The organism is Ruegeria sp. YTSA075 (genome assembly GCF_059610245.1).
In genome coordinates this window covers 96247-113248 of record NZ_JBXWNG010000010.1, presented here as the reverse complement: position 1 = coordinate 113248, position 17002 = coordinate 96247, and the positions used below count along the sequence as shown (strand labels likewise).

22 protein-coding genes are annotated in these 17002 nt (G+C 57.4%); 9 read left to right on the top strand and 13 right to left on the bottom strand.

Going from position 1 to position 17002, the window contains the following annotated elements; translation table 11 throughout:
• Positions 1-5: 5 nt before the first annotated feature.
• Positions 6-839, top strand: coding sequence for a 3-deoxy-8-phosphooctulonate synthase (gene kdsA / locus AC2FGE_RS16615; protein ID WP_496820349.1), 834 nt, complete (start codon positions 6-8; stop codon positions 837-839).
• 15 nt (positions 840-854) lie between these two features.
• Complete coding sequence (locus AC2FGE_RS16610; protein WP_496820348.1) at positions 855-2351, top strand: phosphomannomutase/phosphoglucomutase; 1497 nt, start codon at positions 855-857, stop codon at positions 2349-2351.
• 34 nt (positions 2352-2385) lie between these two features.
• On the opposite strand, the gene AC2FGE_RS16605 is transcribed toward AC2FGE_RS16610, so the two are convergent.
• Entirely contained in the window at positions 2386-4338 is a 1953-nt protein-coding gene (locus AC2FGE_RS16605; protein WP_496820347.1) for an AsmA family protein, read from the bottom strand.
• A gap of 94 nt (positions 4339-4432) precedes the next feature.
• Here AC2FGE_RS16605 and rimO point away from each other — a divergent pair, with 94 nt between their 5' ends.
• Both rimO and AC2FGE_RS16595 read left to right on the top strand, forming a co-directional pair.
• A complete protein-coding gene (gene rimO / locus AC2FGE_RS16600; protein WP_496820346.1) occupies positions 4433-5821 on the top strand; it encodes a 30S ribosomal protein S12 methylthiotransferase RimO in 1389 nt (462 codons plus the stop codon).
• Between the two features lie 108 nt (positions 5822-5929).
• Positions 5930-6280, top strand: a complete 351-nt coding sequence (locus tag AC2FGE_RS16595) for a hypothetical protein (protein ID WP_496820345.1) — start codon at positions 5930-5932, stop codon at positions 6278-6280.
• A 108-nt stretch (positions 6281-6388) separates the two neighbouring features.
• Here AC2FGE_RS16595 and AC2FGE_RS16590 read toward each other — a convergent pair whose 3' ends face one another.
• A complete protein-coding gene (locus AC2FGE_RS16590; protein ID WP_496820344.1) occupies positions 6389-6574 on the bottom strand; it encodes a hypothetical protein in 186 nt (61 codons plus the stop codon).
• A 226-nt stretch (positions 6575-6800) separates the two neighbouring features.
• On the opposite strand from AC2FGE_RS16590, the gene AC2FGE_RS16585 reads away from it, so the two are divergent.
• Positions 6801-7043 carry a CDGSH iron-sulfur domain-containing protein gene (locus AC2FGE_RS16585; protein WP_496820342.1) on the top strand — a complete coding sequence of 81 codons (243 nt, stop codon included), beginning with the start codon at positions 6801-6803 and terminating at the stop codon, positions 7041-7043.
• Here AC2FGE_RS16585 and AC2FGE_RS16580 read toward each other — a convergent pair.
• From AC2FGE_RS16580 to AC2FGE_RS16560, 5 genes are all read right to left on the bottom strand, one after another.
• Positions 7026-7304, bottom strand: coding sequence for a DUF6455 family protein (locus AC2FGE_RS16580; RefSeq protein WP_496820341.1), 279 nt, complete (start codon positions 7302-7304; stop codon positions 7026-7028). The genes AC2FGE_RS16585 and AC2FGE_RS16580 overlap by 18 nt on opposite strands.
• Positions 7286-7573 (bottom strand): DUF6455 family protein, encoded by a 288-nt coding sequence (locus AC2FGE_RS16575; protein WP_496820339.1) that lies wholly within the window; start codon positions 7571-7573, stop codon positions 7286-7288. Before AC2FGE_RS16575 ends, AC2FGE_RS16580 begins: the two co-directional genes overlap by 19 nt.
• A 13-nt stretch (positions 7574-7586) precedes the next feature.
• Positions 7587-7838 carry a DUF6455 family protein gene (locus AC2FGE_RS16570; RefSeq protein ID WP_496820338.1) on the bottom strand — a complete coding sequence of 84 codons (252 nt, stop codon included), beginning with the start codon at positions 7836-7838 and terminating at the stop codon, positions 7587-7589.
• 69 nt (positions 7839-7907) lie between these two features.
• On the bottom strand, positions 7908-8276 hold the full coding sequence (locus AC2FGE_RS16565) for a YigZ family protein (RefSeq protein WP_496820337.1): 369 nt from the start codon (positions 8274-8276) through the stop codon (positions 7908-7910).
• Positions 8273-8980, bottom strand: a complete 708-nt coding sequence (locus AC2FGE_RS16560; RefSeq protein ID WP_496820336.1) for a M48 family metallopeptidase — start codon at positions 8978-8980, stop codon at positions 8273-8275. Before AC2FGE_RS16560 ends, AC2FGE_RS16565 begins: the two co-directional genes overlap by 4 nt.
• Positions 8981-9101: 121 nt before the next feature.
• Here AC2FGE_RS16560 and AC2FGE_RS16555 point away from each other — a divergent pair, with 121 nt between their 5' ends.
• From AC2FGE_RS16555 to AC2FGE_RS16545, 3 genes are all read left to right on the top strand, one after another.
• Positions 9102-9350, top strand: coding sequence for a DUF8831 family protein (locus AC2FGE_RS16555; protein ID WP_480499623.1), 249 nt, complete (start codon positions 9102-9104; stop codon positions 9348-9350).
• 191 nt (positions 9351-9541) lie between these two features.
• Positions 9542-10120 carry a nitroreductase family protein gene (locus AC2FGE_RS16550; RefSeq protein WP_480548876.1) on the top strand — a complete coding sequence of 193 codons (579 nt, stop codon included), beginning with the start codon at positions 9542-9544 and terminating at the stop codon, positions 10118-10120.
• A complete protein-coding gene (locus tag AC2FGE_RS16545; RefSeq protein ID WP_496820335.1) occupies positions 10117-10815 on the top strand; it encodes an EI24 domain-containing protein in 699 nt (232 codons plus the stop codon). Before AC2FGE_RS16550 ends, AC2FGE_RS16545 begins: the two co-directional genes overlap by 4 nt.
• A gap of 6 nt (positions 10816-10821) precedes the next feature.
• On the opposite strand, the gene AC2FGE_RS16540 is transcribed toward AC2FGE_RS16545, so the two are convergent.
• Together AC2FGE_RS16540 and mce are read right to left on the bottom strand one after the other, a co-directional pair.
• Positions 10822-11094 (bottom strand): DUF1467 family protein, encoded by a 273-nt coding sequence (locus AC2FGE_RS16540; protein ID WP_496820334.1) that lies wholly within the window; start codon positions 11092-11094, stop codon positions 10822-10824.
• Positions 11095-11119: 25 nt separating this feature from the next.
• A complete protein-coding gene (mce, locus tag AC2FGE_RS16535) occupies positions 11120-11524 on the bottom strand; it encodes a methylmalonyl-CoA epimerase (RefSeq protein ID WP_170536308.1) in 405 nt (134 codons plus the stop codon).
• Between the two features lie 135 nt (positions 11525-11659).
• Here mce and AC2FGE_RS16530 point away from each other — a divergent pair, with 135 nt between their 5' ends.
• On the top strand, positions 11660-12379 hold the full coding sequence (locus AC2FGE_RS16530) for a response regulator (protein WP_496820333.1): 720 nt from the start codon (positions 11660-11662) through the stop codon (positions 12377-12379).
• Between the two features lie 263 nt (positions 12380-12642).
• On the opposite strand, the gene aspS is transcribed toward AC2FGE_RS16530, so the two are convergent.
• The 4 genes from aspS to AC2FGE_RS16510 all read right to left on the bottom strand — a co-directional run bounded on the left by aspS (position 12643) and on the right by AC2FGE_RS16510 (position 16890).
• Positions 12643-14418: an aspartate--tRNA ligase gene (gene aspS, locus AC2FGE_RS16525; protein WP_496820332.1), complete on the bottom strand. Its 1776-nt coding sequence runs from the start codon at positions 14416-14418 to the stop codon at positions 12643-12645.
• Positions 14419-14495: 77 nt separating this feature from the next.
• On the bottom strand, positions 14496-15167 hold the full coding sequence (locus AC2FGE_RS16520) for a CPBP family intramembrane glutamic endopeptidase (RefSeq protein ID WP_496820331.1): 672 nt from the start codon (positions 15165-15167) through the stop codon (positions 14496-14498).
• Positions 15164-15808, bottom strand: a complete 645-nt coding sequence (locus tag AC2FGE_RS16515; protein ID WP_496820330.1) for an aminotransferase class IV family protein — start codon at positions 15806-15808, stop codon at positions 15164-15166. Before AC2FGE_RS16515 ends, AC2FGE_RS16520 begins: the two co-directional genes overlap by 4 nt.
• Complete coding sequence (locus AC2FGE_RS16510; RefSeq protein ID WP_496820375.1) at positions 15763-16890, bottom strand: aminodeoxychorismate synthase component I; 1128 nt, start codon at positions 16888-16890, stop codon at positions 15763-15765. Before AC2FGE_RS16510 ends, AC2FGE_RS16515 begins: the two co-directional genes overlap by 46 nt.
• Positions 16891-17002: the final 112 nt, after the last annotated feature.

Below are 17002 nucleotides of genomic sequence, written 5' to 3'. Positions count from 1 at the left end.
GACACATGAAACATGTAAAAATCTCCGACCTGACGGTCGGCAACGACCTTCCGCTGACCATTATTGCCGGTCCATGCCAGCTTGAAACAGCCGATCATGCCCAGATGATAGCAGGCAAGATGAAAGAAGCCTGCGAAGCTGCGGGCGCGCAATACGTGTTCAAGGCCTCGTATGACAAGGCCAACCGGACATCACTGTCGGGCAAGCGCGGCATGGGTATTGATGCGGGACTGAAGGTTCTGGACGACATCCGTAAATCCATCGGTGTGCCGGTGCTGACAGATGTCCATACCGAGGCTCAATGTGCCGTCGCTGCCGAGGCAGTGGATGTTTTGCAGATCCCGGCCTTCCTGTGCCGCCAGACGGATATGCTGTTGGCTGCCGGAAACACGGGCGCTGTGGTCAACGTTAAAAAGGGGCAATTTCTGGCCCCGTGGGAGATGCCGAATATCATCTCGAAGATCGAAAGCACTGGCAATCAGAACATCTTGCTGACCGAGCGTGGCACATCTTTTGGCTACAACACTCTGGTGGCCGATATGCGCTCGCTGCCTCAAATGGCTCAAACCGGTTACCCCGTTGTCATGGATGCGACCCACTCGGTGCAACAACCGGGTGGCCAGGGCGGATCGTCTGGCGGCCAGCGTGAGTTTGCGCCAGTGATGGCGCGCGCATCTGTGGCAGTTGGTGCAGCCGCAGTCTTTATGGAAACGCACCAGGACCCGGACAATGCACCTTGCGATGGGCCTAACATGATCTACCTGGACCAAATGCCAAAACTCATCGACACATTGATGCGTTTTGACGCGCTGGCTAAAGCGAACCCCATCCATATCTAACCATTGAGTGCTGTTATGACCAAACCTATCCCCGAGGTGTCCCCAAACACCTGGAGCTTTCTACGCGACGCGATGATCAAGCCTACCGGGTTTCGCGAATATGACGCACGCTGGAAATTCCCCGAAGAGATCAATTTACCGGGAATGACAGCACTTGGCCTCGGTTTGGGCACCCAAATTCAACGGCGCGGGATCGAGCCGGTCATAGCGGTGGGCAACGACTATCGTGACTATTCCCTGTCGATCAAAAACGCGCTGATCCTGGGGCTGATGCAGGCAGGCATTCAGGTCAAGGACATTGGCCCCGCGCTTAGCCCAATGGCCTATTTTGCGCAGTTCCATCTGGATGCTCCGGCCGTCGCGATGGTCACGGCGAGCCACAATCCAAACGGCTGGACTGGTGTGAAAATGGGGTTCGAACGTCCTTTGACTCATGGCCCTGATGAGATGGCCGAGTTGCGCGACATCGTTCTAAACGGCGAAGGGCAGTCCCAATCAGGTGGCTCGTATGAATTCGTCGATGGCGTGAAAGACGCCTATATCGATGATCTGGTCGGTGATTTCAGAATGACCCGCCCGCTGAAAGTGGTCTGCGCCACCGGCAACGGTACCGCCTCGGCATTCGCGCCCGAAGTCCTTGAACGGATCGGGGTTGAGATTGTGCCCAGCCACACCCGGCTGGACTACACATTCCCCAACTACAACCCCAATCCAGAAGCCATGGAGATGCTGCACGACATGGCCGATACCGTGAAATCAAGCGGTGCCGATCTGGCGCTTGGCTTTGACGGGGACGGCGATCGCTGTGGCGTTGTAGATGACGAGGGCAAAGAGATTTTCGCCGATAAGGTTGGTGTCATCATGGCCCGTGATCTGGCCAAACTGCATCCGGGGGCGACCTTTGTCGCGGATGTGAAATCCACTGGTCTGTTCGCCAGCGACCCAGAGCTACATGCCCTGGGGGTCAAAGCCGACTATTGGAAAACCGGGCACAGCCACATGAAACGGCGCGTCAAAGAGATCGGTGCTTTGGCAGGGTTCGAAAAATCGGGGCACTACTTTTTAGCCGAACCAGTCGGGCGTGGCTACGACTGCGGCATGCGCGTTGCCGTTGAGATTTGCAAGCTGATGGATCGCAACCCTGACCAAAGCATGTCGGACCTGCGCAAGGCATTGCCCAAGACATGGTCCACACCAACCATGTCGCCCTACGCGTCGGATACCGAAAAATACGGTATTCTGAACCGGCTGGTCGACAAGTTGGTCGCCAAAGCAGAAGCGGGCGAAAGCCTTGCGGGCCGCGCGATCAAAGAGGTGGTGACCGTCAACGGTGCCCGCGTCATTCTGGACAATGGTAGTTGGGGATTGGTGCGTGCGTCTTCGAACACGCCCAATCTGGTGGTTGTCTGCGAAAGCAGCGAAAGCGAAGCCGAGATGCGCGCCATCTTTGCGGATATCGACGCCGTCATCCGGTCAGAGCCTGGTGTGGGCGACTACGATCAGACCATTTGAGGGTGTTGGGGACAAAGCCCCTGCCCGCTAGCCTTTAATCGCCTCCGAACAGTTTCAGCAGGCCTTTCTTGGCCTCTTCCTCTAGCTTGTTCTTCAGGGCGTCTTCGATCTGATCGCTGTCTGTCACGGTTGTGTCCAGCTCTTGCCCGACCTTGTCGAACACCTTCTGTTTGGCACTGTCTTCCAGTTCCTTAACCTTTCCTTCGGCCGCGGCCTCGATGGCTTTCGTCAGATCGGGTTTGATCGATGGGCTGCTCCACGGCCCTTCAATGCGCACAGGCACCGAAATTCCATCGCCGGAATTGGCGCGCAGGGCGGTAGGTGTAAACAGATAGTCGATGCTGCGCGTGCCCAGATTGACGCGGCCCGCGCCATCAGCGCGGAAATTCTTGAGCGACATCAGCAGATCATTGTTGGTCAGCACGCCTTTGTCGATCACATAACTGGCTGTCAGGCTGTTGAACACGGTCGTACCGCCAGAGCCCGTCCCCCGGCCCATAAGCCGATCCAGATCAAAGCCCGAGATCACACCGCGCCCAACATCTACGTTGCCCTTCCCGCTGAGCGAACGCATGATCTGATCTTCGGTCTGCCCCACCCCCAGAAACTCGACCGCACCTGATGCGGTACCGGACAGGCGCTCTACCCCTGCCAGGGTCGTTAACGCCTGTTGCAGATCGAAGCCGCTGGCTTTCAAGCTGCCGCCCACGGACAAGCCGTTGCGGTTGTTCGCAACCACCTGCCCGTTAAGCTGACCCGAAAACAATGTGGCCGGATGCATTTCCAGCACCGCACGCGCGCGATCCAGACTTAGTGTAAGGTCCGACGCGCCAAGCTCCATCCCCGGAACCGCAATGGACTTCGCGGTCAGGCGAATTTTGCCATTCGCCAGAGACAAAGCTGATGCATCAATCGTGTCTTTGGACCAGCCTTCGTTGGCCGAGGATTCCGAGCCCCCATCCGATCCCTCCACCGCGCCAGTTGCTTTGGTCAGATCCAACGCCCCCGCATCCAACCGGGCGACGATGTTCGGGGTCGCGGCAATCGTGATATCGGCTTCGCCCGCAAAACGGTTGTTATCGAGCTGGGCCACCATATCGCGCAACGACACCTTGCCGTCTGTTGTATAGGTCATATGGGTCGAGATATCCGCCGTCTGACCCAGGCCATAGGGAACGCCAACACCACCCTGCCCAAAAGCAGCCAGCATCTTTTTGGTACTTTTTGTGGTGATTTGCGTCTTGCCGTCCATCTCTCCAGACAGGTTAACCCGACCGTCGAACCCGATCTCGCCACCAGGCGCTTTCAATGACAGCTCTAGGGGCGTCACCTCACCAGTGGAAAACGCGGGCAGATCGGGAATTTTTAGGTCCACCTGTACCGCACCGCCCGGCACACCCATATTGGCCTCCATGACCATCGGGGCCGAGATATCGGGCCAACTGGCCGACAGGGTCACTCCTGCGAAATCCATCTGGGTCACGCCGTTTTCGACATAGATGAGCCGCGCATTCGTAAGCTCCAACTGTTCCAGCGTGACCGCAGCACTTGAATCGGCCGACACTACGCTGGAGGCACCGCCACCTCCGGACGACGCCGCGGAAGGCGCGCCCAGAACCCAGTTTCCGCGCCCATCTGCCAGTTCAAGCCTCAGAACGGGATTATCCGCGAAAACACGTTTGATCTTCAGATCGCCCGCCAGCAAAGCGGCGGCATCAACACCCACGGCAAGGCTTTGCGCGCTCAGCATTGGTTCAGGGCCGGCCCAAGAGGCGTTGCCGAATGTCACAGGTCCGGTTTCCATACCCAGCACCGGCCAGAATGACAGGTTTACATCGCCTGTGAGGGTCAGATCACGGCCCGTTTGGGCCTTCACCTGCTCGGACAGGATTGCCGCCAGCTTGTCGCCAGGCATCAGCAGCAAGGCACCGATGACCAGCCCCACGACGGCGACAAGAATGAACAAGATGCGTATTAGCCATTTCATGTGTCTGCTCTCCACCTGCTGGCCTGTTTGATTTCATCATCCAAATGCAGCGTGACATTTGCAAGGGGAAGCTTTCCCCACTATATGCCGCGCCATGACCACGAACCCGCCAAATCTACGCCCCGACCTCGCGCCCGCCGCCCGGATGCCCGAGACATCCCGCTCAAACCAGCCAACCATTGGTATGGTGTCGTTGGGATGCCCCAAAGCACTGGTCGACAGCGAGCGCATCCTGACCCGTCTGAGGGCTGAAGGATACGGCATTTCACCAGACTATGCCGGGGCCGATGCCGTCATTGTGAACACCTGCGGGTTTCTGGACAGCGCCAAGGCAGAATCCCTGGATGCGATTGGCGAGGCGCTAGTCGAAAACGGCAAGGTGATCGTCACCGGCTGCCTTGGGGCGGAACCCGATTACATCCGCGAACACCATCCACGCATTATGGCCGTCACTGGGCCGCATCAATATGAACAGGTTCTGGATGCGGTACACGCGGCGGTTCCGCCTGACCCGGACCCGTTCGTCGATCTGTTGCCCGCCAGCAGCGTGCAACTGACCCCGCGCCACTACAGCTATCTGAAGATTTCGGAAGGCTGTAACCACAAATGCAAGTTCTGTATCATTCCTGACATGCGCGGGAAACTTGCCAGCCGCCCGGCCCATGCCGTGTTGCGCGAGGCCGAGAAACTGGTCGACAATGGCGTTCGGGAACTCTTGGTGATCTCACAGGACACTTCGGCCTATGGGTTGGATCGAAAATACGATGCGAACCCCTGGAAAGACCGCAAGGTGCGCAGCCATATCACCGATCTAGCGCGTGAGCTGGGGCAGTTGGAGGCCTGGGTGCGTCTGCACTATGTCTACCCCTATCCGCATGTGCGCGAATTGATTCCGCTGATGGCAGATGCCGGATGCAACGTGCTGCCTTATCTGGATATCCCGTTCCAACACGCGCACCCGGATGTTCTGAAACGCATGGCACGCCCGGCAGCAGCCGCCAAAACCCTGGATGAGATCCGGGCGTGGCGCGCCATGTGCCCCGACATTACCCTGCGTTCGACCTTTATCGTCGGCTATCCCGGCGAGACAGAGGCAGAATTCCAGACTTTGCTGGACTGGATGGACGAGGCACAGCTGGATCGCGTTGGCTGTTTTCAGTACGAAAACGTCGCTGGCGCACGCTCGAACGATCTGCCGGATCATGTTCCCGGCGAGGTCAAGAAAGAACGCTGGGATCGCTTTATGGAAAAGGCTCAGGCGATTTCCGAGGCGAAGTTGCAGGCCAAAGTTGGACAGACCATTGACGTCATTGTTGATGAAGTTGACGATCAGGCCGCCACTTGCCGCACCAAGGCAGATGCGCCAGAAATCGATGGGAACCTATTCATTGATGAAGGATTCGAAAGGCTTAAACCCGGCGATATCGTTCAGGTGACGATTGACGAAGCGGGTGAGTATGACCTGTGGGGTCAGATTTCCTAACCGCAGGGCTATGTCCGAACACCGTCCATCGGTAAAGCGTGACCTGAGTTTATTGGAGAATAGGCGCCGCCACTCTCATCTTCGACATGAAACCAAACGGAGGTTTTCATGTCACGCGTAACTCATTTGGCCAAACGCAGTATGGTGCTGGCGATTTCCGCCTTAATACTGTCAAACCCGGCTGGCGCAGTTGGCCTCAGCAAATTGTCATCCGATGTTGTGTATGTCGGAGGCGGAAAATTCAGCGTTCATATCCAGAGCGCCCGTCCGGTCCAAAGGCACTACTATGCCCCCAAAGCCGAGCATCACATCAGAAAACACCATCAGAACCTGCACCGACCCAATGTTCGCGCGGGTCACAGACGCAAGGGGCTTAGACGCCATCCGAATCGGGCGTTTCGGGGCCATGGTCATCGTGTGTTTATCTACAGGCATGGGTTTCACAACAAGAAACACTAGGTCGCCCCCTGTTTCGGCGACCGCTCGACAACAAAAAACCGCCCGTTGGGCGGCGTTGCGGTTTCAAAAAGAAGACAGGCGGCCCAAATTGGACCGCCTGCGGAAAGCTTATTGTGTAACCGGGTTACAGACAGTCTCACCTGCTTCTGTCGTCGCCAGGTCATACCCGCCTGGGCAGCTTGGTGTGCCAGCTTTGTCATAGCTTGGCTGAATGTACACAGGGGTTGGTTCCGGCTGTGCGCACGCAGTCAGAAGCAGCGCGAAAGTGCCAACAGCAGCGAGTTTCAGTTTCATGTCCGTCTTTCCTCTATTACTTTTCTGATATTGCCCAATTTTTCGGGGCCATAGTCAGGATAAAAGCAGAAGCTCACTCTGGCAACAGAATCGATCACGCACCGGTGATCGGCAGCGAAGCTACGCCTGTGTCAACACGTCCTACGCTGTATCTATTCCGCTCTGGCCCTCTCGGTACATCGGATTACACTTCTGTGGTGACATAAGCCAAATCCGGAGGAGCCACATGTCTGACACCCCAATCATCGCCAGAAAAGAACCCGCAGCCGTCGACGTGGTCGAAGGCAAAACCTATTTCTGGTGCGCCTGCGGCCGATCAGCCAGGCAGCCATTTTGCGATGGATCACACAAGGGCACGGGCATTGAACCCTTAAAATACACGGCTGAAGCCAGCAAAAAGGTGTTTTTTTGCTGTTGCAAGCATAGCCAGAAAGCCCCCCTGTGCGACGGATCACATTCGAAGATCTGACCTGTGGCGAAGGGCGGCAAACAAAACAGCATTTGCACAGAACCCGGGTGCCGAAGTTGCGGAGGACCGGTTTTCATCCAACCAGATCGCGCATTCCTTGCTGCAATTCGCTGCCCTACAACGCGTCACCAATGCCGCATATCCTTCGGCGGAAAGTCGCCCTTCGGCCATCGCATCGGTAAAAGAAACGCCCAGTGATCGCGCGACAGAGCGACTCAGCCAGAAATGTTTTTCAATCGGGCCTAGCTTTTCGCAAGGCATCGGACGTCTTCCATCTGCGCGCGCTTCAGCGCAGCAAACTGTGTGCGATTCGGACAACTATGCGGGGCGGCAGTGATCTCCTCGTGCTCATTCAGCCATTCGGGGCACTGTTCAGCCCACATACAGCCACGGCAGAACCGGATCATTTCCGCCCACTCCTCATGGCTGAGACGACCTGTGGAATGCGCCTTAACCAGATCTGTACCGGTCGCCTGACCCATCCGTAGAATCAGACGGAGGTGGGTCATGATATCTCCGAGCCGTGGCATCAGATCACCATCGCTAGGGCCTTAATTTGTGAAGCAAATCCTGGTTGCGGCAATATTCCGGCGCACGGTTCAGCGTGTCGGCATTCTGCAACAGGTTTTGGCAGTGTTTCGGGTTCGGACAATCGGCACACCGAACAACGGCATCCGAAATCTCATCAATCGATATGCCGCCTTCAATGGCGGTTTCCTGCAAGTCGATGTCCAGCATTCGCGCCATGTCATCGACCAATCCGGCGTGCAATCGCAAAGTTTCTCGGCTGGGCATATCCTGTCCTTTCCCTGTCGCGCCATGAGGGGAAGGTATCTGCTGGCCAAGGTAAAACCTTGATTCAGGTCAAGCAGAGGCCGCAATGTGGTCCAGATAGGCGCGCGTTGCATCTTGAACACGCCGAAAACGATCACCGCCCAGCTTTTTCCCGCCGTACCAACGGGTGACGATGATCACGTGATTTTGCAGCTCTTCGCGCTCCATCATACGCAGAATGACCATGCCCGCCCCGCTTTCCCCATCATCAGCCTTGAGTGACCCGGTGGGCAGGGTCGCGGCCCAGGTATTGTGGGTGGCTTTGGCATAGGACTTATCGCGTTTCAACGCAGTCAACACCGCATCGACCTGCGCACGCGACGACACCGCCGCGCCAGAGACTGCATATTTTGATCCGCGATCCGTCAGGATCACACCCAACTGCACCAGTTCGGTCATGGCGACAGGCCTAGTTTGCGAGAGGTTTCCAGAACGATCTGAACCCGTTCGGCATTGGGGGGATGAGTACCCAGGAAACTGTCTCCGGGATCTGGGATGCGATCAAAGTACTTTGCGCCAACCAACGGGTTGTAACCAGCGTTGAAGGTTATGATTGTTCCCAGCTGGTCCGCTTCAAGCTCAAAGTCCTGAACATAGGCCTGCACACCAACCTTCGCGCCCAACCGTTGGGCCTTTTCCACCGCAGCGTCCCCTTTGCCCCTTATACGTTCCGCCTCGCCGAATTTCGCGGCGCCTATACTGGCGTTCTCGCTTTGACGGGCAATGTGATCCAGCACGTGATGCGCCGCCTCATGGCCCATCACAAAAGCTAGTTCATCGGTGTTCCGGGTCGATGCGATCATCGAGCGGGTAAAGATGATGGCAGGACGTTTTTGATCGTCCAAAGTCTGGAAAGCATTTGCCGGGGCAGACGGATTCAAATCGACAAATATGTCGAAATCACAATTCTCCGTTCCGGCGGCGCGCTTACATCGCGTGCGGGCTTCCTGCCCGATTTTGCGGCTGACCTCCCGAAAAGACGCAGCACTGGCGGTTTCGTCAGGTGTCAACCCGCGCCAATCCTCGGCCCGAACCAGACGCAAATCACCTGTCGAACAGGCGGCCAGAAACACGGCTGATATCAGCATAGCAATGCGATGCATGGGTTGTCCTTTTTGCCGATCAGGCTGTGAGCCCAACATAGTCATACCCAGCGGTCAGTACCACTGCGGTTTCGGCCAGTTCCGGGTTGCATTGAAGGGCTACGGGCTGCACTCTGGCATCATGTTTTCGATTGAGCATGAATTCGACTCGACCGTCATTACTCTGGTGGATGAAGGCCCCAAGCCTTTGCAGGAGGATGTCGTCATCAACAGTTTCGCCGAATGTGTGACGCTGGAACAATTGGACCCCCGGACCGAGCAAATTCAGAAGATCACCTTGTCGCCTGAACAAGTGCGTGATCTGGCGGCGGCCCTGGATTTGCCCGAAGGCGTTTACCAGATCCGCGAGACGCTGGATCAGCGCGAATAGACCTGCGAACCAAACTGTCCAACCCCAAGAAACTTCGCCGCGTTTGGGCGGCGCAGCCGGAATATTGTGCACTATTTCACTTGCACGGCACAGGTTGAGGTGAAATTGATCCGCCAAATACATTAGCACGCCCTTGAAACGCCAGCTACGCCGCCCAAGATAGACAGAGCTGATGTAAAGGAAGTTAACATATGTCCTTGAAGAACCCCGCCGCACTAGAGTTTCTGTTGTCGCGCAGGTCTCGACCTGCAAAGACGCTGGTCGCTCCGGCGCCTACGCGGGATCAGCTATTGCCTTTGCTGACGGCCGCTGCACGCAGCCCGGATCATGGCAAGCTGGAGCCCTGGCGCTTTATCGTGATCGAGAAAGGTGCGATGGCTCGTCTGGCCGCGTTGACCGAAACATGTGGTCAGGCACTCGGGAAAACTCCGGAAGATATCGCCAAGGCCCGCAATCAATTCGACCTTGGGCATCTGGCCGTCGCCGTTGTCGAGGTTCAAAAACCTTCGGAAAAAATCCCGGCGATTGAGCAAACTTATTCCGCAGGGGCTGTTTGCCTTGCCTTGTTGAACGCCGCTTTGGCAGCGGGTTGGGGGGCGAACTGGTTGTCTGGCTGGCAATCTCATGACCCCGCGTTTTGCAAGGCCGCCTTTGGATTGGATCAGAACGAACGTCTGGCCGGTCTGATTCATATCGCCACCGAAGGCCCCACTCCGCCCGAGCGCCCGCGCCCTGATGTTGATGCATTGACCGAATGGGTTTCTGAATGATCATCCTCAACGCGTTTTTTGCCGCGCTCGGTCAGATTGGTGACTCCAAGTTTCGGTCGGTCTTGCTGCGTGGAATTGGCCTGACGATCCTTTTGCTGTTCCTCGCTTGCGCGGGTGCGATCTGGATCATCAATTCTCTGTCCGGAAACGAGATATCACTACCTTTCGTTGGCGAGGTGTCTTGGCTGAATGATGTGTTGAACTATTCGGGCATCTTTTTGGTTATGATTCTGCCGGTATTCCTGATGGTGCCTGTCGCCTCGGCCATCACCTCGATCTTTCTGGAAGAGGTGGCACAAGCGGTCGAAGACAAGCATTACCCCCATCTGCCGCCCGTCCCTCGCATCCCGTTCAGCGAGGCGGTCATGGACGGTCTCAGCTTTATGGGTGTGTTGATCCTGGCGAACATTCTGGCGCTGATCCTTTATGCCATGTTCCCCCCTTTTGCGCCCTTCATCTTCTGGGCGATGAACGGATTCCTGCTGGGACGCGAGTACTTCACTCTTGCTGCGATGCGTCGACTGGGGCGTGGTGGAGCGCGTCAGCTGCGGGCGAAACATGCCTCGACGATCTGGCTGGCGGGTACGCTGATGGCTATCCCACTCTCCGTCCCGCTGGTGAATTTGGTGATCCCGATTATCGGGGCCGCGACCTTCACTCATATCTATCATGCAGTGTCGGCCCGTACGGCCTGACACCATTCAGCGGGGTTCCAGCTGGTTCAGCCAGTCGAAATCGCGCACAGAAATCCAACCGGACAAGACGATCCCCGCGATGATCGCCCACAAAACGAACGTGATACCGGTCGTGATCCACATCTTTTTCTTCATATGATGAACTTCCGGCGCACCTGCATGGGTGCCCGGAACGATATCGCCCAGATCGCCCTGCGTTTTTATGCGGATGGGTAGCACAACAAGCAGCGTCATGAACCAGATAACGGCAAACAGCACCAGCGCAGCGGTGATGGTCATTTCGGGCCCTCCGGGCTTGGGATGGTTATACCTGCTCTAGCTCGACCAGGCAGCCGTTGAAATCCTTGGGATGCAGGAACAAAACGGGCTTGCCATGCGCACCGATTTTCGGCTCGCCGCTGCCCAATACACGCGCACCGGTTTCTTTCAGGTGATCGCGGGCGGCGATGATATCTTCGACCTCGTAGCACACATGGTGAATGCCTCCTGCGGGGTTTTTCTCGAGGAACCCGTTAATCGGACTGTCATCGCCCAGCGGAAACAGAAGTTCGATCTTTGTATTGGGCAGTTCAATGAACACGACCGTGACACCATGATCCGGCTCATCCTGCGGTGCACCCACCTTGGCACCCAGCGCAGAACGGTACTGCTCGGATGCGGCTTCAAGGTCGGGTACGGCGATGGCGACGTGGTTCAGGCGTCCTATCATAATAGTCTCCTCAGGCTTGCGTTAACTGGGTTATGGGGGCAGCCCCGGCAAAGAACAAGTGCGCCAAATCGCCCGTTAACCCTGTGTTAGCCAGAAGTTCCTAGCGTGAACCATCTGTTGGATAGGAGAGCTGCCATGGACGATTCGGTCCCCTTCGCCACCACCATCGCCGCGCCCACAGCAACGCGGCCGCTGCTGGGACAGACCATTCTGGTTGTCGAAGACAGTCGCTATGCCTGTGATGCCATTCGTTTAATGTGTCTGCACAGCGGGGCACGGATCAGGCGCGCGGACTGTTTGAAATCCGCACGCCGTCATCTGCAGATCTATCGCCCTTCTGTCATTCTGGTGGATATGGGCCTGCCCGATGGTTCAGGCGCCGATCTTATCGCCGAACTCAGCGCAGCATCCCCACGGATCAGCGTGATTCTGGGCATGTCCGGCGATGATGGGAACGAGGCGGTTGCGCAAAGCGCCGGGGCGGATGGTTTTCTGCCCAAGCCCTTAAAATCAATGTCTTATTTTCAGAAATCCATCCTTGAACGCCTGCCCGAGGATCGGCGCCCCAGTGGCCTTCATTCAGTTCGAGATGAGGTGATTCAGCCCGATCCTCTGGCCTATCAAGATGACATGGCTCATATCGCAGATGTTCTGGCCGGCCCCACCGATCCGCGTACACTGGATTATGCCGCGCAGTTTCTGCAGGGCGTTGCGCGCGAAGCTGAAGATACTGTTCTTGCAGAAGCCGCGCGCAAACTTGCCCAGTCGCGCGCGCAAGGCACCCCGATCACGGCAGTGACAGCGCAGGTCGCGGGCCTTGTTCAAAGCCGCTTAGAACAGAGAGAGGCAATCTGAAATGGCAACCGCATATTTTATCACCGCATCATTGTTGTTTGTCTGGATGTACCGCCACACCCGCCAAACCGCCCGATCCATTCGCGTTAGCCGAGAACGGTCGGATAAGCTGATCGACTAGTCCAAAGGTCCCAAACTGATCTGTCCCGCCTCGAGTTCCTCCCCCCGCTATGCGCGGAAGAAGGGGTCGCGATTTGTAGTGCCTGTCAGGCAAAAATCGATCAGTGGTTCACGCTTCACCAGCTCGGTCTGGCCAGAGTGATTTAGTCCTGTGGTATGATCCGCAGACCCAGTTCCATCAACTGATCCGAGGTCGGATTGGACGGCGCATCCATCATCAGGTCTTCGGCCCGCTGGTTCATGGGGAACATCATGACCTCGCGAATGTTGGCCTCATCCGCCAGTAGCATCACGATCCGGTCAATGCCCGCAGCACAGCCCCCGTGCGGCGGAGCACCATAGTGGAAGGCATTGAACAGAGCGCCAAAGCGGGATTTGACTTCATCCTCGCCGTAACCTGCCAGTTCAAAGGCTTTCAGCATGATTTCAGGCTTATGGTTTCGGATGGCGCCCGAGACCAGCTCATACCCATTGCAGGCCAGGTCATATTGATAACCACGTACATCCAACGGATTGCCGTTCAGTGCTTCCATACCACCCTGAGGCATCGAGAACGGGTTATGCTCAAAATCGATCGCACCAGTTTCCTCGTCCTGTTCATAGATCGGGAAATCCACGATCCAGGCAAAAGCAAACCGGTCTTTCTCGGTCAGGTTCAGTTCCTCACCGATCACGTCACGGGCCTTGCCCGCAACCTTCTCAAAAGCTTTCGGTTTGCCACCCAGGAAGAACGCGGCATCCCCAACGCCCAAACCCAGCTGCTCACGGATCGCCTCGGTGCGCTCGGGGCCGATGTTCTTGGCTAGCGGACCGGCTGCCTCCATGCCTTCGCCCTGATCGCGCCAGAAGATGTAGCCCATACCGGGCAGACCCTCTTTCTGGGCGAAGGCATTCATGCGGTCACAAAACTTGCGGCTGCCACCGGTCGGCGCAGGGATGGCGCGGATCTCGGTGCCGTCCTGCTCCAACAGCTTCGCGAAAATCGCGAAGCCAGACCCGCGGAAGTGGTCGGAGACCACTTGCATTTTGATAGGGTTCCGCAGGTCGGGCTTGTCGCTACCATACCACAGGGCCGCATCCTTGTAGGAAATTTGGGGCCAGTCTTGATCGACCTTGCGGCCGCCGCCGAACTCTTCGAACACCCCGGTCAGAACGGGCTGGATGGTGTCGAACACGTCTTGCTGTTCGACAAACGACATCTCGAGGTCAAGCTGGTAGAAATCGGTAGGCGAGCGATCGGCGCGCGGGTCTTCGTCACGGAAGCACGGCGCAATCTGGAAATACTTGTCGAAACCCGACACCATGATCAGCTGTTTGAACTGCTGCGGCGCCTGCGGCAGAGCGTAGAACTTGCCCGGATGCAGACGCGACGGCACCAGAAAGTCGCGTGCGCCTTCGGGCGACGAGGCGGTGATGATCGGCGTTTGATATTCGCGAAAGCCCTGATCCCACATGCGGCGGCGCATCGAGGCAACAACGTCCGAGCGCAGGGTCATGTTCTGCTGCATCGCCTCGCGGCGCAGGTCCAGATAGCGATAGCGCAGGCGGGTTTCCTCGGGGTATTCCTGATCGCCGAACACCATCAGCGGCAACTCGTCGGCCGCGCCCAGAACCTCAAGCTCACGCACGTAAACTTCGATCTCGCCAGTGGGCAGTTTTGGGTTTACCAGATCGGCGTCACGCGCTTTTACGGTGCCGTCGATGCGGATACACCATTCCGAGCGTACTTTCTCCAGCTCGGCAAAGGCCGCGCTGTCGCCGTCACACAGAACCTGCGTCACACCAAAATGGTCGCGCAGGTCGATGAACAGCACGCCACCGTGATCTCGGACCCGATGCACCCATCCAGAAAGACGGACGGTTTCACCGACATTGGCGGCGGTCAGAGCGGCGCAGGTGTGGCTGCGATAGGCGTGCATGGAATATCCCTTCGGGCGCAGAATTCGTCGCGCCGATACACCCCGTCAGGCCCGGAAAGTCAAGGCAAGTCGCGCGGTCAGAACGGCCTTTGCACGTTGCCCGAATAGAAATAGATGCCAAGACCAACTGCAAAGATGATGTTCCCGGCAACAGCGTGCAGCAAAACCGCATAGAAAAACGAGCCGCGCTTGCGATAGGCCCAGCTAAAGAGCAGCCCACCAACAAAGGTCATGATGGCTACAATCCAGCTCCAATACATCAGATGCGCAAAGGAAAAGATGGCTGCGTTCAGCAAGTCGGCCCGGCGTCCTTCGGGTAGCAAGGCGTGATACCGGCGGAAGAATAGCGGGCGAAACAGCAGTTCCTGTGGTAAGGCAGACAGCAGCGGATACCCAAGCCAGATGAAAGCCAGCATCTCGGGCCGGTACCGTAGTAGCGCAAAAGCCGCATCCGGGCGTGTCACATAGATCAGCGCGATACAGAACGCGGCTGTTACCCCAGCAAACAGCACCAGTTCACGCAGCGACCAGTTCGCCCATCCGTATCTTAGTTCGGCCCAGCGAAACCCAGGGGTCGCGTGCAGCAGAAGGATACCCAGACCGGTGAATGCGAATAACGCCGGGAACATCCAGTTGGGCGGCAGGAAAATCGCGATGGCCAAAGGGGCTGCGATGAAAAACAGGCAAAATTCAAACCGCAAGCGCGTCAGCGCGACCGGAGGGGTGGCAAATGCCGCGCTCCTGCTCACAGGCTCACCAACTCAGCCGGGATCAGTCCGCGCAGGGAATTCCCCATATAAATCGCCTTCGCATCCTTCAAATCGTTCAAGGTCAGCACCGCCTCGGCAAAATCTTGTTCCAGCATTTCTTCGCGCAGGATACCGGGCAACAGCCCGCTTGACAGTTTTGGAGTTAAGCGCCGTCCATCGCGGGTTTCAAGGAACAGATTGGTGATTGTCCCCTCGCACAGCTCATCCCGTTCGTTCAGAAACAGCAACTCATCCACGGTTTTGGGCAGCGACGCGCGCGCGGTATCATAGATCGCGCGCCGCGTCGTTTTGTGGCGCAGCCAGATATCGTCAGAACTCAGCCTGGTGTCAGAGACGGCAAGTCGCCAAAAGGGTGGATTGTCTGCCAGCGGGGCGGCTGTCAGGTCAAAACAGCCAGCGACATCCATCGTCAGCCTGCACCGAAGGGCAACATCGCAATCGACCTCTGCCAACATCGCCAGCGCCGCCGCACGGTCGAAAGGCAGGGTCAAAGCCGCGGCTGTTCGGCCCATGCGGTTCAGGTGCCGATCCTGCCGGTCAAACCCCTGCCCAGGCCGAAAGCCCAGCGTTTCGATCAGGCGGAAATCAGGCTCAACTGGTGGGCAAAGCGGGCTTTCCATAATGCCTCCTCGTATTCCGATGGGGCTGTGCTGTCCCAGACCACACCGCCGCCGACATTCAGGATCGCTTTGCCACCCTCTGCCATAAGCGTACGGATGGCGACGTTGAATTCTGCCCGACCATCCGGCGCGGCCCAACCAATGGTGCCGCAATAGATGTCGCGCGGCCAAGGCTCCAATTCAGACAATATCTCCATCGCGCGGATTTTGGGGGCACCGGTGATCGACCCACACGGGAACAGAGCCGTCAGGATGTCCGACAGCCCGGCACCAATCTGCAGTTTTGCCCGCACCAGCGAAACCATCTGGTGCACAGTGGCATAGGTTTCGACCTTGAACAGTTCAGGCACATGGACGGATCCCGGCAAGGCAACACGGCTGATATCGTTGCGCAGCAGATCAACGATCATCAGGTTCTCAGCCCGGTTCTTCTCGTCGCTGGACAAGAAGTTTCGGCGGCGGGCATCCTCGGCCATATCCTCGCTGCGCGGCTGTGTGCCTTTCATCGGGCGCGTTTCGATCTGCCCGGCCTCATCCGTGCGAAAAAACAACTCAGGTGAGCGGCTAAGCAAATCAGGCAACCCGTCTTGCTGAACCAACGCGCCGTGGCCAACCGGCTGGCCCGAGGTCAGCGCCGCGTAAAGCGAGGCGCTGTCGCCGTCTATCTCAAGATCAATCGGGAATGTCAGATTGGCCTGATAAATATCGCCAGCGCCAATGGCGTCATGCACGGATTCAAACGCCCGGCTGTATCGCGCTTCATCCCAACGCGGCTGAAACTTTGATACACCGCCCAAGGCTTTGGGCAATTCGCTTTGCTGCGGTGCGTCATAGACACCAAAACACAGCAAAGGCAGCTTTCGTCCCTCTGGCAGTCGCGCAACCAGCCGCGGCTCAAGCGTGTAGCCAAGCTCATAACTGGCATAACCAGCCAGCCATCCACCCAATGCGCGCGCCTCATCCAAGGCCGCCAGCGCATGCGGCACCTGTTCCGCGCTGTCCGCGCGGATAATGCGGGATGGCCGGTCAAACCGGGTTCCCGGGCCGGCGGGGCCGTGATCGAAACGAATACGCAAGTGCATCCTCATCAACAGTGCTGCGCGATATAGAGAATACGCAGCCAATGGAAAGAGAATAAAGCGGCATTTTAGCCCCGAATTCCGATACCTCTTGCACCTTTCAGCGCGGACCCTA